Annotated in this window: 16 protein-coding genes and 1 tRNA gene; 4 read left to right on the top strand and 13 right to left on the bottom strand. The window is 36.2% G+C overall.

What is annotated here, in order from left to right; translation table 11 throughout:
- Window positions 1-35 precede the first annotated feature (35 nt).
- Window positions 36-1334, top strand: coding sequence for an HlyD family secretion protein (locus ACGHIN_RS08625; RefSeq protein WP_390452580.1), 1299 nt, complete (start codon window positions 36-38; stop codon window positions 1332-1334).
- Window positions 1335-1396: 62 nt separating this feature from the next.
- On the opposite strand, the gene ACGHIN_RS08620 is transcribed toward ACGHIN_RS08625, so the two are convergent.
- From ACGHIN_RS08620 to greA, 7 genes are all read right to left on the bottom strand, one after another.
- Window positions 1397-1470: transfer RNA gene (locus tag ACGHIN_RS08620), tRNA-Met, on the bottom strand.
- A gap of 44 nt (window positions 1471-1514) precedes the next feature.
- Window positions 1515-2801: a TlpA family protein disulfide reductase gene (locus ACGHIN_RS08615; protein WP_390452578.1), complete on the bottom strand. Its 1287-nt coding sequence runs from the start codon at window positions 2799-2801 to the stop codon at window positions 1515-1517.
- A gap of 60 nt (window positions 2802-2861) precedes the next feature.
- Complete coding sequence (locus ACGHIN_RS08610) at window positions 2862-3071, bottom strand: signal peptidase (RefSeq protein ID WP_390452576.1); 210 nt, start codon at window positions 3069-3071, stop codon at window positions 2862-2864.
- 7 nt (window positions 3072-3078) lie between these two features.
- A complete protein-coding gene (locus ACGHIN_RS08605) occupies window positions 3079-5061 on the bottom strand; it encodes a T9SS type A sorting domain-containing protein (RefSeq protein ID WP_390452575.1) in 1983 nt (660 codons plus the stop codon).
- Window positions 5062-5149: 88 nt separating this feature from the next.
- Entirely contained in the window at window positions 5150-6337 is a 1188-nt protein-coding gene (clpX, locus tag ACGHIN_RS08600; protein ID WP_390452573.1) for an ATP-dependent Clp protease ATP-binding subunit ClpX, read from the bottom strand.
- A gap of 68 nt (window positions 6338-6405) precedes the next feature.
- Window positions 6406-6795: an HIT family protein gene (locus ACGHIN_RS08595; protein WP_390452572.1), complete on the bottom strand. Its 390-nt coding sequence runs from the start codon at window positions 6793-6795 to the stop codon at window positions 6406-6408.
- Window positions 6796-6834: 39 nt separating this feature from the next.
- Window positions 6835-7305, bottom strand: coding sequence for a transcription elongation factor GreA (gene greA, locus ACGHIN_RS08590; RefSeq protein WP_390452570.1), 471 nt, complete (start codon window positions 7303-7305; stop codon window positions 6835-6837).
- Between the two features lie 110 nt (window positions 7306-7415).
- Here greA and ACGHIN_RS08585 point away from each other — a divergent pair, with 110 nt between their 5' ends.
- Genes ACGHIN_RS08585 through ACGHIN_RS08575 form a run of 3 tightly spaced genes read left to right on the top strand, consistent with a single transcriptional unit; the run spans window position 7416 to window position 9449 of the window.
- On the top strand, window positions 7416-7868 hold the full coding sequence (locus ACGHIN_RS08585) for a hypothetical protein (protein ID WP_390452568.1): 453 nt from the start codon (window positions 7416-7418) through the stop codon (window positions 7866-7868).
- A gap of 2 nt (window positions 7869-7870) precedes the next feature.
- Complete coding sequence (gene dtd, locus ACGHIN_RS08580; protein ID WP_390452566.1) at window positions 7871-8320, top strand: D-aminoacyl-tRNA deacylase; 450 nt, start codon at window positions 7871-7873, stop codon at window positions 8318-8320.
- Window positions 8321-8324: 4 nt separating this feature from the next.
- Window positions 8325-9449: a serine hydrolase domain-containing protein gene (locus ACGHIN_RS08575; RefSeq protein WP_390452564.1), complete on the top strand. Its 1125-nt coding sequence runs from the start codon at window positions 8325-8327 to the stop codon at window positions 9447-9449.
- A gap of 67 nt (window positions 9450-9516) precedes the next feature.
- On the opposite strand, the gene ACGHIN_RS08570 is transcribed toward ACGHIN_RS08575, so the two are convergent.
- From ACGHIN_RS08570 to ACGHIN_RS08545, 6 genes are read right to left on the bottom strand one after another with little or no spacing between them, the layout of a single operon-like run.
- Window positions 9517-10029 carry a hypothetical protein gene (locus ACGHIN_RS08570; RefSeq protein WP_390452563.1) on the bottom strand — a complete coding sequence of 171 codons (513 nt, stop codon included), beginning with the start codon at window positions 10027-10029 and terminating at the stop codon, window positions 9517-9519.
- Between the two features lie 42 nt (window positions 10030-10071).
- Complete coding sequence (locus ACGHIN_RS08565) at window positions 10072-10611, bottom strand: hypothetical protein (RefSeq protein ID WP_390452561.1); 540 nt, start codon at window positions 10609-10611, stop codon at window positions 10072-10074.
- A gap of 54 nt (window positions 10612-10665) precedes the next feature.
- Entirely contained in the window at window positions 10666-11349 is a 684-nt protein-coding gene (locus tag ACGHIN_RS08560; protein WP_390452560.1) for a DUF1361 domain-containing protein, read from the bottom strand.
- A gap of 12 nt (window positions 11350-11361) precedes the next feature.
- On the bottom strand, window positions 11362-12732 hold the full coding sequence (locus tag ACGHIN_RS08555; RefSeq protein WP_390452559.1) for a DUF4153 domain-containing protein: 1371 nt from the start codon (window positions 12730-12732) through the stop codon (window positions 11362-11364).
- 10 nt (window positions 12733-12742) lie between these two features.
- Window positions 12743-13228, bottom strand: a complete 486-nt coding sequence (locus ACGHIN_RS08550; protein WP_390452557.1) for a Coq4 family protein — start codon at window positions 13226-13228, stop codon at window positions 12743-12745.
- Window positions 13229-13261: 33 nt separating this feature from the next.
- Complete coding sequence (locus tag ACGHIN_RS08545) at window positions 13262-13558, bottom strand: hypothetical protein (RefSeq protein WP_390452555.1); 297 nt, start codon at window positions 13556-13558, stop codon at window positions 13262-13264.
- Window positions 13559-13582 lie beyond the last annotated feature (24 nt).

The following is a 13582-nucleotide window of genomic DNA, read 5'->3' as shown; positions in this document are numbered from 1 at the left end:
TCTTGGGGATTTTGATTTTCACCCTTAAATTTCACATGGAAAAAGATATTTTAGATAATATAGAACTTCGCTCTGAAAGTGTACAGGATATTCTCACACAGCCACCACACTGGATGATTCGTTGGGGAAATACCATTATATTCATCATTCTCTTACTCATCCTCGCTATGAGCTATGTTATAAAGTATCCTGAATTTGTACCGGCTCCCATTATTGTAACCTCTCAAAATCCACCGGAAAAACTGGAAGCCAGAACGAATTCTAAAATTGAAAAAATATTCATTAAAAATCATCAGGAAGTCAGGAAAAACCAAATTCTTATGGTGATGCAGTCTGCCGCCAATTATAAAGATGTTTTAGAATTAAAAAAGCTTGTAGATTCTCTTACTCCCGATCAACTGCAAACCTTTCCCATCCGTGAAACATCACGATTCAAGCTGGGCGAATTGCAGGGAGATTATAATAATTTTGCCAAAGCATTCCAAGATGAAGAACTCTTCACAAGATTACAACCTTATGCTCCGGAAAACTTAGCAGCTAATCAAAGTCTTTCTGAATATCGGGTACGAATTGCTACTTTACAGCAGCAAAAAAAACTGGAACTGGCCAAATATGAATTAACTAAGAAAAGCTATAGACGTACACAGGATCTTTATAATCAAGGGGTAATTTCTGCTGTTGAGTTAGAAAATGAAAAAATAAAATATCTTCAGGCTCAACAAAGCGTTGAAAATATCAAAATTTCCTTATCTCAGATTGAAGAAAGCATTTCCAATCTTAATAAGACAAAAAGCGGAACAGCTATTAACAGCGAAAAAGATAAAATCACTTACTCTTCACAAACCCTGCAGCTATTTGAACAGCTAAGAAAATCACTGAAACAGTGGGAACAGAATTACCTGGTAATTTCTTCTATAGATGGTCTTGCCAGTTTTCAGCAATTCTTTGGAGAAAACCAGTTTGTAAAGACCGGAGATGCCATCTTATCCATCTTACCGAAAAATAAAGAAACCTTAGTGGGACGGATGTCTGTTCCTGCTACCAATTCAGGAAAAATCACTCCCGGGGAAAAAGTCTTAATCAAGCTCGATAACTACCGCTACCAGGAATACGGTATTGTAGAGGGCAAAGTACAAAACATTTCCCTTTCTCCGGATAAAGATGGAAACTATTATGTAGATGTCATACTTCCCAAAGGGCTTAAAACGAGCTATAATAAAATGCTTCCTTTTGATAAAGAACTAAAAGGTAATGCGGATATTGTGACTCAGGATTTAAGGCTGATAGACAGATTCTTCTACCAGATCAGAAAACTGCTTGGATATCAAAGCTAGAAGCGTAAGCAAATATCATAAAAAATAAACCGCAACAAATTAATTGTTGCGGTTTGTTATTGTAGCGAAGACGGGATTTGAACCCGTGACCTTTGGGTTATGAATCCAACGCTCTAACCACCTGAGCTACCTCGCCGTTTTGGTGGTGCAAATATATAAATTATTTGCTTTCTACCAAAATTATTTTAACTTAAAATATTCCAAAACATCGCCTACATGGTCTGGTTTGCTGATTATCTTATTGTTAGCATCTAAAATAAAATACGTTGGTGTAGCATGTATATTGTAGGTATCTGTATAGCTGCTGTTCCATCCTTTCAATTCGGAATCATTGATCCATGGAAAGGCAGCAATCTTTTTAGAATAAGAATCTTTGTCCGTATCTAAGGAAAAGCCTATAATCTGAATATTTTTTGTCTTCAGATCATTGTATTTTGTTAAAAGCTGCGGAAGCTCACTTTCACAATGTGAACAAGTAGATGACCAGAAAATAATAATTTTTTTATCCGCTTTTACATCATAGAGCGATTTTGCAGTTGAGTTAACCGGCGACTGAAATTTATAATTTGGAAAAGCAGCTCCCAACTCTACATTTGCATTGGATTTAAGGGTTGAAGCAAGCCTGTCTGTAATAGTACATTTTAGGTTTTTAGCAAGATTCAGGTATTTATCCTTAAGCTCACCCATTTCATAGACATCAAAAATATCAATCAGTTCTGATAGTACGGTCTGCCCACGTGGTGTCTCAACTTTTAACCTTTCTAAAAGCTTATCTACTGAGCCTCCGACATTCGCATTACCTCCGGCATTAAGATAAGCAACCAGTACGGGCCTCAATAGTGATGAAGTTTCAAGCATATCGCCGGATTTATCTAAAAAGTTAACGATATCATCCTGGCTTGCTTTATTAGTCGTATTATTTGACAAAAACTTGTTATAATTTGTATTATAGTAATAAATAAAAGGATGCTTAGCCTGGTCGATATCTCCCGCTCCCGTTGACAATCTTCCTATTTCTGCTTTCAAAGCCTTTCCAAACTCAGTATTGTCTTTGTAATATTCTTTAATCTGAGCTAAAGCAGGTAAGATCAGTTCTTTTTTCTGGGATCCTTCCTGTAAAGTACTCATCAGATCATTTACTTCATCCAGATAAGCAACTTCTTTGATTTTATTGTTTTGTGTATCCAACTTTATACTTACATTCTTATTCTCAGAAATAAAGCTTACATTATTATTGGTATTAGGAAAATACACCTTCATCATCCCCGTATAGCTCTTAGGATATTTAAAAGTCCAGACATTATTCTTACTTTGCTCTTTTGTGACAATAATATCTTTTGATCCGTTTAATGTATAGAGAATTGCATCTTGTTCTTTGAAATCTGCAGGGGCTTGAACCGAAACCGTAAATTGAGCCTGCAGTGAGAATGCAGACAATACTGCCGATAGTATATAAATCTTTTTCATTAGGTAAAAATAAAAAAACTCCCTGATTAATCAGAGAGTTTAAAATATTTTAATAAAATTTTATATTTTCTGTCTTTTGATCTTTGTCGCAAAAAATACGATGAACAAAATTGCTACGGCTGATAAAGCATATACATACATATCAATTGGTGATGCCGGCGCTCCCGGTCCTACTACACCTCCACCAGGATTAGTAACCGTTTGTGCATTGAATAACGAGACTGCTGAAAGAAAAAAAGCTGATGTGACTAGTTTATTGATAGTTTTCATTAGATTTCTATTTTAAGATTTTAGTGTTAACAGTTTCTCCTTTATCAGAAACAATTTTTACAACATATGAGTTTTTAAGTGAACCATCCAGTTCAATTACAAAATCAGTAGAAGTATTAACTGCTTTTTTAGAGATTACCAGTTTACCGCTCATATCATAAACTTCAATATCTGCTTTTTTCCAGTTGGGATCAAATCTAACAATATAGTTGGTAATTTCTGGATTATAAATTACCATTGTTCTTGAAGGCTTAACAGAAGGCGTTTCAGTTGCCAATGTATTGTTAGGCATTCCATAATATACATCGTATTCGCTGTTAGAAACAGGAACTACTTCTCCTTGCTTAGCCTGCATTACACTGCCGTTAGGAGCTTTATAATAGAATCCAACACCTGAAGATAATTGGTGTGTTCCGTTAGCAACCAAAGCTGCATTCTCTCTAATTTCGAATTTGTAGAATTTAATATTAGAGCTATAGTTTACTAATTTAACATTCTTTCCTAAGAAATTGTTTTCATTAGCTTCGTTAATATATAACCAGTAAGAGGAAGTATAATTATAATCATATCCTCCTGTAGGAGCTTCTTCAAATGTACCCAGCGTATTAAATGCCGAAGCGGCAAATTGAGTGTTTGCATTTGCAGAATACCCTGTAGTAGCATTTGGATACACAACATAATAAGTTCTGTCTACTTCTTTTCCGTCAGCATCAAGAGCTATAATACCTAATTGTTTTACAGTTCCTGTTTTGGCGGTAGCGCTCTTATTTGCTGTTACACTGTAATCGGTAGTAGCAGATCTGCTATAATAATTAAATCTTCTTAGTCTGCTGATATCAAGAACATTAGCAGCACTATTATCATTAAGTTTAATAGCGAAAGTTCCAAAAGGTCTTACCATTAAGTAATCAACATTCCCTGTAGGAACTCCTGCAGAAAATGTAACTGCCTGATAGGCTGCTGAACTTGTCCCTCCTTGATTACTTACAATTCCGGTTGGTTCAAATCTTATTCCGTAAATATTTGTCAGGTTGATGTTATCTCCGTTACCTGTAGCTCCAGCTTCAGCAGTACCAATTAACGATAAATCAAGGTTGGTAAGATATGGATTCGAAAACTGATACCAGTTTTTACCATAGTTACCCTGCCAAGCTGTGCCCCCTGCTGCCATATGGAAACCATCCTGAACATAGGTATTGTACTTTTCATTGTATTGGTTAACGTTGTTCCCGTTAAGTCCAAAGTTAACAAAAGCACCTGCATTCTGTAGGGTAATAGGAGCGTTCGCAAAGGAACCATCATCAGATACCGGACGTCCTTTCAATGTTCTTGTAGTGGTTAGGTCAAGTCCCGTACCTCCTACCATCCAGTAAGCATGTGCCGGAGCAGCATCACCAAATTTAAGCGGTCCTGTTATATCATTCAAATGAACAGCCACTACATTGGCATTGTTATAATACAAAAATTCATTCTTGGAACGTCTAACGTTTGAAAATGTTTTACCGAGTTCGGTATTTAAAGTAGAAGGCGTTTTCATAAAGAATGGCATACCCATCTGTTGGTAATCACCATGTCTTATTTGCCTTACCTGCTGATCTACGATACCAGTAATATTGGCTTGTGGAATACCACTGATATAAAGCTGACCATACGTGTAAACAGGAGTAGCTGAGGAACTATTTGTATTGACAGTCGCATACGCAGCAGGTTCATTTAACATATTAATGAAGTTACCTCCTCCGTTTGCTTCTGTTTTATCGACATTTGAAGCATCGATTGTTTTGAAAAGATCAGTACCACTGCCGGAAACCATTACATTTCCGTGGTTTTCAATAACACCATTTCCTTTCATTTGCATGCCTCCACCACTATAAACTAGCGTGCCTTTACTCACATACATATTAGCATTAGTGTCTACGTGACATAGTATCTGCGCCTGAACAGAGTAACTAATTGCTAAAAGACCTATAGCAAATAAACTTTTTCTCATTGTATATAAATTATTTGTGTGTGTTGTGTGTTAATACAATCTTCACCCGCAAAGATATATATTTTTTTTAAAGAAAAAAAATATATTGTTATTTATTAACAAATATATTATCTTCCGTTAATATAATTTCCTTTTCTTCGCCGATTGAAAACATATAATCTTCCAGAACTTTTTCCGTTGTTCCTCTGAGACCTCTTGCCCCTAATCCTTTTTCAATTGTTTCCTCTACAATTTTCTCAATAGCCCCGTCGGTGAATACCAATTTTGTGCCATCCATCTTAAATAGCTCAACAAACTGATTTACAATTGAATTCTTCGGTTCTTTCATAATTCTCACCATCGTTTCTTTGGTGAGCTTATCCAGATAAGTGATGATTGGAAATCTTCCTAAAAGTTCGGGAATTAATCCGAAAGAACGCAAATCAATCGCATTAATATTCGTTAATATATATTCATCTTCATCAGCTTTATTGATTTTTTCAGCACTGAACCCAATCGCCTGCTTGTTAAGCCTTCTTTCAATGATCTCCTTAATACCATCAAATGCTCCTCCTGCAATAAAAAGAATATTCTGTGTATTTACCTGGATATATTTCTGATCAGGATGTTTTCTTCCCCCCTGGGGCGGAACATTCACAATACTTCCTTCCAGCAATTTCAGTAATCCCTGCTGAACTCCTTCGCCGGAAACATCTCTGGTGATACTTGGATTATCTGATTTTCTGGCAATTTTATCAATCTCATCGATGAAGACAATTCCTTTTTCTGCTTTTTCCACATCATAATCTGCCACCATCAGTAATCTTGACAAAATACTCTCAACATCTTCTCCTACATATCCGGCTTCCGTAAGAATGGTAGCATCCACAATACAGAACGGAACATTCAACTCTCTGGCGATGGTTTTGGCCAACAGGGTTTTCCCTGTTCCGGTTTCCCCTATCATGATGATATTGGACTTTTCAAGCTCTACCTCTCTGTTTTCATCCTGAGCATGCAGCAATCTTTTATAATGATTATATACTGCAATTGAAAGCTGCTTTTTTGCCTGATCCTGCCCGATCACATACTGATCCAGAAATTCTTTAATTTCTTTTGGCTTTTTAAGTTCATCTATCGTTTCAGCAGGAGAAAAACCATCTTTTGAGGTGCTGTCTTTTACAATCGAGTGTGCCTGCTCAATACAGTTTTCACAAATAAAACCATTCTGCCCGGAAATCAGCATCTGCACTTCATTTCTTTTTCTTCCGCAGAAAGAACACTGGTTTGCATTCATATTCTATATAATATAATCTGTTTAAAGAAAATCGTAAAAAATTTCTTTTTTACGATCTTATTATTTTTTTAAGAATTAATAATTGAGTTTTGAATTTCCGTGTACTCTTCACTTGTTAATCTCAATCTTTCATTTCTGAAGTTCATATCTTCCATCTTATTCAAAGGAATCAAATGAATGTGAGCATGAGGTACTTCCAGTCCTACTACTGCCACCCCCACTCTTACACACGGAATAGCATTTTTTATTTTTTTGGCTACCTTCTGTGCAAACCCCCAAAGGTTTTTATATTCTTCACTGTCCAAATCAAAAATAAGATCAACTTCTTTTTTGGGAACTACCAATGTATGGCCTTTCACCAGCGGCATGGCATCCAAAAATGCTATAAAGTTTTCATCTTCTGCTATTTTATAGGATGGAATTTCGCCGTTAATGATTTTTGTGAATATAGTGCTCATTCTTCAATAGAAATTAGAGTTTAAAAATTGATACCGGAATTACAGTGTGATTTCCAGTACTTCAAAAGACAATTTATTACCGTTAGGTAACGTAATTTCTGCTGTTTCTCCAACAGCTTTTCCCAGCAAACCTTTTGCGATAGGTGTATTTACGGAAATCTTACCACTTTTAAGGTCACTTTCATTATCCGGAACCAATGTAAAAACCTGTTCCTGCTTCGTTGCATTGTTTTTTAATCTCACTGTTGTTAAAATAGAGACTTTTGAAGTGTCTAATTGGCTCTCATCTATAATTTTTGAAGTGGCAATAGCATCTTTAAGTTTAGAAATTCTCATTTCCAACATTCCCTGTGCTTCTTTAGCAGCATCATATTCTGCATTTTCAGATAAATCACCTTTATCTCTTGCTTCTGCAATCTGCTGGGTAATTTTTGGTCTTTCTACAGTTTCCAACTGTTCCAGCTCAGCTTTCATTTTCTCTAGTCCCTCCTTTGTTACGTAGCTTGCCATAATTTTAAAAATTTAGTTTTAGTATAAAAAAATAATCCGACATTTGCCGGACAATGTTTTTGGTTTAGTAATCGTTTAATTTTTACAAATATATAAAAATTTAAATTGAAATGAAAAAAACTTTTTCAATCTTATCTATTTTCACTTTACTGATATTCAGCAATTTAAGCATAAATTCATGTGGTAGCACCGATGATACCGTAAGCTGTTTTCCGAACACCCCCATCAATGTTACCCTAAATCTGAATCTGCCTGCTTACAATGTTTTAAACCAGGTGGGAGGATGGATGTATGTGAATGAACAACAGTCGGGAACCAGAGGGCTGATCATCGTAAGAGCTTCCGACACGAATTTTAAAGTGTACGACAGGAATGCCCCTCATATATGTCCGGACACAAACACTACACTGGAAGTTAAAGACAACATCAGTATTATCTGCCCAAAAGATAATGCAACATGGATTCTCCTTACCGGACAGCCTACAGCAGTTTCTTCTGTTCCGCCTAAAACTTATCCCTACAATTATGATCCGTCTGGTAAAATTTTAACGGTATATTTCTAAATATGAAAGCAGTCATACAAAGAGTTTCAGAAGCCGGTGTGAAGGTGGATGGAAAAATGGTTGGGGAAATTACTAAGGGATTAATGGTGTTGGTAGGTATTGATGAGGCGGATGAAAAGGCGGATGCCGACTGGCTGGTACAGAAAATTCTGAATTTAAGAATTTTCGGTGATGCTGATGAAAAGCTTAATCTTTCTGTACAGGATATTGCAGGAGAGATCCTTTGTATCAGCCAATTTACTCTGATCGCAGATTATAAAAAAGGAAACCGTCCTTCATTTATAAAGGCAGCCAAACCAGATAAAGCCATTCCTCTTTTTGAATATTTTAAGGAACAGATTGGAAAAACGGGATTAAAAACCGAAAGCGGGATTTTTGGCGCAGACATGAAGGTGTCCTTGATCAATGACGGACCTGTAACCATTGTGATGGATTCTATTACAAAAAGTTAGTCCGATGTTTAGATCTGATTTTCTTCTTGCAGTTTTGTTTGCATTTTTGTATTCTATTTGCTGTTGTGGACAATCCCGGGATGAGCTTTTAAAAACAAAGCTGGATTCTGCTTTTTCAGATATATTCCGTGATAATGAACCCGGGGGAAGCATCTTTATTCAACAAGGCGAAAAAGTATTATATGAAAAGTCTTATGGCTTAGCAGACCTGCAAACTAAAGAAAAGTTTACCAGCAAAACCGTTTCGAATATAGGATCTATTACCAAAACATTTGTAGCCTATGGAGTTTTAATTCTTCAGGACAGAAAAATGTTATCTGTGGAGGATAACCTATTCAAATTCTTTCCGGATTTCAAAAATAAAAGCATTGCTTCCAAAGTACAATTAAGGCATCTGCTGACCCACACTTCCGGGCTTCCGGACAGCAGAGGTGTGGAAAAGGACAGTGTATTTTATTTAACGGCAAAAGATGAAGAGAACTTCCGGCCGTTAAAGCTTACCGATTCTTTGGACTTTGAGCCCGGCTCCAAATGGGAATATTCCAATCCGGCATACAATGGATTGGCTTTAGTCATAGAAAAAGTAAGCAAAACGAAATGGCAACGTTTCATTAGTAAAAATATTTTCAAACCTAGCGGAATGAAAAACAGCAAAATAACCAATGGCAAATATCCTCATAAAAATGTTGCTCACGGCTATATTTTTAAGGATAATACATACCACGAATGTGATTACGGCGAATATCCAACTTTTACAGCTGCCGGAAATGGAGGAGTGTGGAGTTCTGTAGAGGATTTAAGAAAATATATAAAAGCAATTCAGGAATGCAAAATAACTAACTGCAATATTATAGAATCGTCTCAAACGACTCAAACTCCTGAAAACTGGAAAAAAGAAAACCCTATGTTTCATTCGGGTGTATGGTTTGTGCATAAAGGGTTCTATGCGGAACAAAAAACTGAGGAATCAGTAAATGTTATAGAACATTCAGGAGATCAGGGCGGATTCAAATCTCATCTGATCATGATCCCGGAAAAGAATATTTCCATAATATGGCTCACCAACAATAATAAATTTATTACAGGACCTGTCCGCAGAATATTATTACAATTAAAATATATTGACTAAGAATCTTTTAATTATACCATGAGGCTGCCCCGGTTTCCGGGGCAGCCTCATGGTATAATGCTATAAACTATTGAGCCGGAACACTGTTAAAATTAAGTGCTACTCTCAAATTCATGTCAGAGGTAGTCTGATTTCTCAATTCATAAACGGTTCTTACCGTAAGACCGCTACTTTTTACCACATTATCCAGATATCCTGTATCGTTAAGATCTAAATTCACACTTGATGATGTAGTGGAAATATCTGTACGTGATGCCACTAACTTTTCTCCTGTTCCGCTTGAGGAAATATACACTTTAATTGATTTCAGGGCACTCAGATTTCCGCCTGAAGGAGATACTACAGAAACTTTTGCATCCGAAATCCTTACATCTTTGATCTGTGCATTATTATTTCCTCCAAACCACGTCTGTACATTGGTGGCGGTTGCTGTGGATGAAACTTCCTGATTGGCGGGAACTCCTGTGGAAATTAAAATATTAGCGGTGTAGGGAAAAGTATTCTGAACCAGAGACTGCACCGTACCACAACTTACTAATGCTGCGGAAGCTATTACTGCGGTTAAAACTATATTTTTCATAATAGTAATTCTTTTTAAGATACCTTACAGAAATTGTACCAATTATTCCACACTTACTGAAAAACCTCCTTTCGTACTTCCGGATGCCATATTACTTTTTCCTATGATGAGCCAGACTTCTCCTGTTGTGGGAATTTCGTAAGAAATTTCTCTTCCAAACGGGCCATCATATTCGCCATTCGGAAGTTTTATCTGATTGAAACGGATGTTAAAATCTTTTTCATGAGTGGAAATTTTTGCTTTGAGAGTTGGCTGATCATAGTTGGTAATTTTCAATACCAGCTCCTGATTATCCTTGGTAAATTCTTCTCCCAAAGTAAAGGGAAGCTGTGAAGCATCCGCCGTTCTTATGATCTGCCCTTCCCTTTCCGTTCTCATAACTCCCTCCCTTAACACTTTTTTTGTTTCGGGAGCATTATTAATGATCGAATCTTTTTTCTTCCATGCAGCCGAATCCGCCTGCGCGTGCGGATCAGGTTGTTCTGTTACCATTATTGAATCGTTATTAGCCGTTTCTGAAACATGTGTCTCTTTTTTACAGGAAATAATGATTAAGGGGATTAACAATAACACTTTTTTCATATTAACTAATTTTAGTCATTCTATGCCAAAATTGTTCCATTAGCCGGGAATTCGCTACGAGTTATTAATCGGTACTGTGATTTGATTCCCTTTTTTGATGCCCCTAACCATGAAATACATAAAATTAAGCATGACACCCATTAATAGGGTTACTCCCCATGTTTTTGTATACTCCATAGGATAAATGAATCTCACGATGATGTCATTGAAAAGCCCGAAAGGATTATTCAAAATATCCCAGCTGTTCCATCGCAGGAATCTTCCGAGGTATACCCCGAAACTGCTCAGGAATAAGAAAACAATAACAATAAAATTGATCACCGGTCTTCTCAGATAGGCGGAAAGAAATTTTTCAATATCACTCAGGCTCATAAAACCGCAGATCAGTCCGGTCCATGCATAGGAAAGAATCACTACGAGATCATACCAGATCGGAATATTGTTTCTGACTTTCAGGTGAAAGAGATCCGTTAAGATGTATGGTGAATTAGGAAAGAACAAAATCCAGATCATCATCATGATCATCAGTGAGATTTTACTTTTTATATGAAAGATCAGGGCGAAGGATGTAATGATCAAAGGGATCCAGGCCAGGAATAAATTCCAGTTCAGGAAGAAAAACACTTTTGTTTCACTTATATAATATCTGAATATGGAAAGGCTAAAGCAAAATATGGTCATCAGCAGGAGAAGCAGACTTATTTCCAGCCTTTGATGCTTTATCAGTTTCTGTATCATTGTTAAACTTACTTATTTAATGGTTTCGTAATAACCTATTTGAGAAAGGAAGCTTTCATTTTGCTTTATTTTTACTTCCTTCATGAGTTCATTTTTCAGATTCACATCATGCTTTTCCTCAGCGTACTTTAAAAGCCATTTTTCATTAAAGTTGATTTCTCTTTTGTGATAATCAAGTACAAAATCTTTACGCTTCATATTCTGGGAAGTAATGATTCCGCCCCAATTGAAATAACTGCAAATCAGAATAGTCCCATACACATACCAGGTCATATTATTAAAGAGATAAGCATTTGTTTTTTGATATTGAATTTTAATGAAAGTAAAGATTAATCCTATTAATGATAAAAGCAGGAAAGCGTATACACCTAATCTCTTATAGGTAAATCCGTAATTGATAATATATTCTGAATTTTTCACGGCTGCAGAAAGAATGAGAACGACATTCAGGAAAATCCAGATTTTTGCCAATATCTTCATGAATCCGGCTTTAGGATCAAAATTGAAGCCTGATTTGAAGTAGAACATGATGACCATAATGGCCATAGCAATAGACATGATGACGGCAATCACTCTTTCATGGGTTTCATCTGAAAGCTGAGCCGGGCTTTTTGTAACTTCATAGAATTGTTCGTAATTGTAGGTAATGATGAAGAAAATCAGCAAAACATTCAGAACGAAGAAGGAAATAATTCCGCTCATTCTCTCGGATTCAAGCTCAAGAAAGGAATAAGTGGGCTTTTGAATTTTAGCTTTATCACCAAAATTGTTATTCAGGATGGGGTTTTGCTTATAAATAATTTTCTCCACCATATAGTTCCAGAAATTAAAGGCTATAAAAAATCCTAAAACCGTAATGCAGATCAATTGCCAGATGTTGATATCCAATTCAATATTTTCAAAAAAATGAGCAAAGTGGCTGCTTCCCACAGTGTAGATTGCAAAGAAAACTGCCAGCAGAAATAATGGAATAAGTATGAAAGCCAATATTTTCTGCCACAAACCGGATACATTCCTTTTGGGTAGCCAGTCGTCAAAACTGAAAAACCTACAGATAAAGGTAAAACTGTTGACAATAAAAACAGGGATAAGAAGGAGAATTTTCATTCTCCTGTTTCTGGATCTGTAAGACAGTAATAAAAGTGAACTTACCACCGCCAGAAATGAAGGAAAATCTGCATACCAGGCAAAAGCAGCACTTGAAAGAATACTCGTCGCAACAAGAAAGAGAAAGGTTTTGGTGCGGTTTTTTTCCTGAGTTCTGAACAGAGTAAGCAGTGCATAGGCGATTCCTAAAATTCCAAGGTTTAAACCTATATTTTCATCGTAAAACAAAACAATGAATAAAGCGGTTGTAAGAAATATATAATGATGTGTTTTCATAATTTGCTTTTTAGAAGTGAATTACCGTATTTTTCTGAAAGATAAAATCTTTCACGTGATCAAAGTTTTGCCAGAGCAATCCTTCGAAATCCCAATCGTAAAACGGCCTCATCTTCTGCCCTTTTTTGTATGCCTGTATGTATATACCGATATATTCCGGTAAGATGAGAGTTCCCAAGCCTATAGCCGCCAAAAGATGGGCATTCATTTTACCGTTTCCGAGGAGCAGATACTGCATGGCTATTTCATCTTCGAAATTGGTTCCACAACCTGTAATTAAATGGTGGACATCATGATTTTCCATTTTCGGGATCATGGTAAAACCATGTTTTTTATAGAACTCTCCCAGCTTTCTCCCGAGAGAGTCAGCCTCAAATTCAAGCAGTTGTTTTTCATTAAATTGCCATTGTCTTTTTTTCTTTTTAAAATATTTTCTGTAGAGCTTCTGGGTATGATCATATACAAAGAGCAGGAAGCGGACACGTTGTTTTTTCATATTATTTTTTAGTTTATAATAAATCTTTTATCATTATCGAATTATATTAATTCCGATGAATGCATATAAAACGGCAATAGGAATATTCACAAGCATCAGACATACTCCTCTGACGCAGGAATCTAAATGGGAGGTATTAAAGGCTCCGTATAGCAATAATCCTAGTGCAACAATTAAATTGATCACCGTACCGAACGTAAGAAGGAAAATGCCTCCTCCGGCGAAGCCATCCCATTTCGTCAGCATATATCCAAAAAGACAAATGTTTCCTAAGATCAACGAGGCCCAGAAAAAAAATTTCCCTACACTTTCCGCTTCTGAATTTTCCATTTTTTATTAAATAGTATTATCAAA

Source organism: Chryseobacterium barbadense, assembly GCF_042849955.1.
In the GTDB taxonomy this organism is placed as follows: Bacteria; Bacteroidota; Bacteroidia; order Flavobacteriales; family Weeksellaceae; genus Chryseobacterium.
The sequence above is the reverse complement of the archived record's forward strand: the minus strand, read 5'-3'. Positions and strand labels throughout refer to the sequence as shown.

Bases quoted from the DNA above. Each gene is read 5' to 3' on its own strand.
- ACGHIN_RS08625 (WP_390452580.1), top strand. From the start codon at position 36: ATGGAAAAAGATATTTTAGATAATATAGAACTTCGCTCTGAAAGTGTA.
- ACGHIN_RS08615 (WP_390452578.1), bottom strand. From the start codon at position 2,801: ATGAAAAAGATTTATATACTATCGGCAGTATTGTCTGCATTCTCACTG.
- ACGHIN_RS08610 (WP_390452576.1), bottom strand. From the start codon at position 3,071: ATGAAAACTATCAATAAACTAGTCACATCAGCTTTTTTTCTTTCAGCA.
- ACGHIN_RS08605 (WP_390452575.1), bottom strand. From the start codon at position 5,061: ATGAGAAAAAGTTTATTTGCTATAGGTCTTTTAGCAATTAGTTACTCT.
- clpX (WP_390452573.1), bottom strand. From the start codon at position 6,337: ATGAATGCAAACCAGTGTTCTTTCTGCGGAAGAAAAAGAAATGAAGTG.
- ACGHIN_RS08595 (WP_390452572.1), bottom strand. From the start codon at position 6,795: ATGAGCACTATATTCACAAAAATCATTAACGGCGAAATTCCATCCTAT.
- greA (WP_390452570.1), bottom strand. From the start codon at position 7,305: ATGGCAAGCTACGTAACAAAGGAGGGACTAGAGAAAATGAAAGCTGAG.
- ACGHIN_RS08585 (WP_390452568.1), top strand. From the start codon at position 7,416: ATGAAAAAAACTTTTTCAATCTTATCTATTTTCACTTTACTGATATTC.
- dtd (WP_390452566.1), top strand. From the start codon at position 7,871: ATGAAAGCAGTCATACAAAGAGTTTCAGAAGCCGGTGTGAAGGTGGAT.
- ACGHIN_RS08575 (WP_390452564.1), top strand. From the start codon at position 8,325: ATGTTTAGATCTGATTTTCTTCTTGCAGTTTTGTTTGCATTTTTGTAT.
- ACGHIN_RS08570 (WP_390452563.1), bottom strand. From the start codon at position 10,029: ATGAAAAATATAGTTTTAACCGCAGTAATAGCTTCCGCAGCATTAGTA.
- ACGHIN_RS08565 (WP_390452561.1), bottom strand. From the start codon at position 10,611: ATGAAAAAAGTGTTATTGTTAATCCCCTTAATCATTATTTCCTGTAAA.
- ACGHIN_RS08560 (WP_390452560.1), bottom strand. From the start codon at position 11,349: ATGATACAGAAACTGATAAAGCATCAAAGGCTGGAAATAAGTCTGCTT.
- ACGHIN_RS08555 (WP_390452559.1), bottom strand. From the start codon at position 12,732: ATGAAAACACATCATTATATATTTCTTACAACCGCTTTATTCATTGTT.
- ACGHIN_RS08550 (WP_390452557.1), bottom strand. From the start codon at position 13,228: ATGAAAAAACAACGTGTCCGCTTCCTGCTCTTTGTATATGATCATACC.
- ACGHIN_RS08545 (WP_390452555.1), bottom strand. From the start codon at position 13,558: ATGGAAAATTCAGAAGCGGAAAGTGTAGGGAAATTTTTTTTCTGGGCC.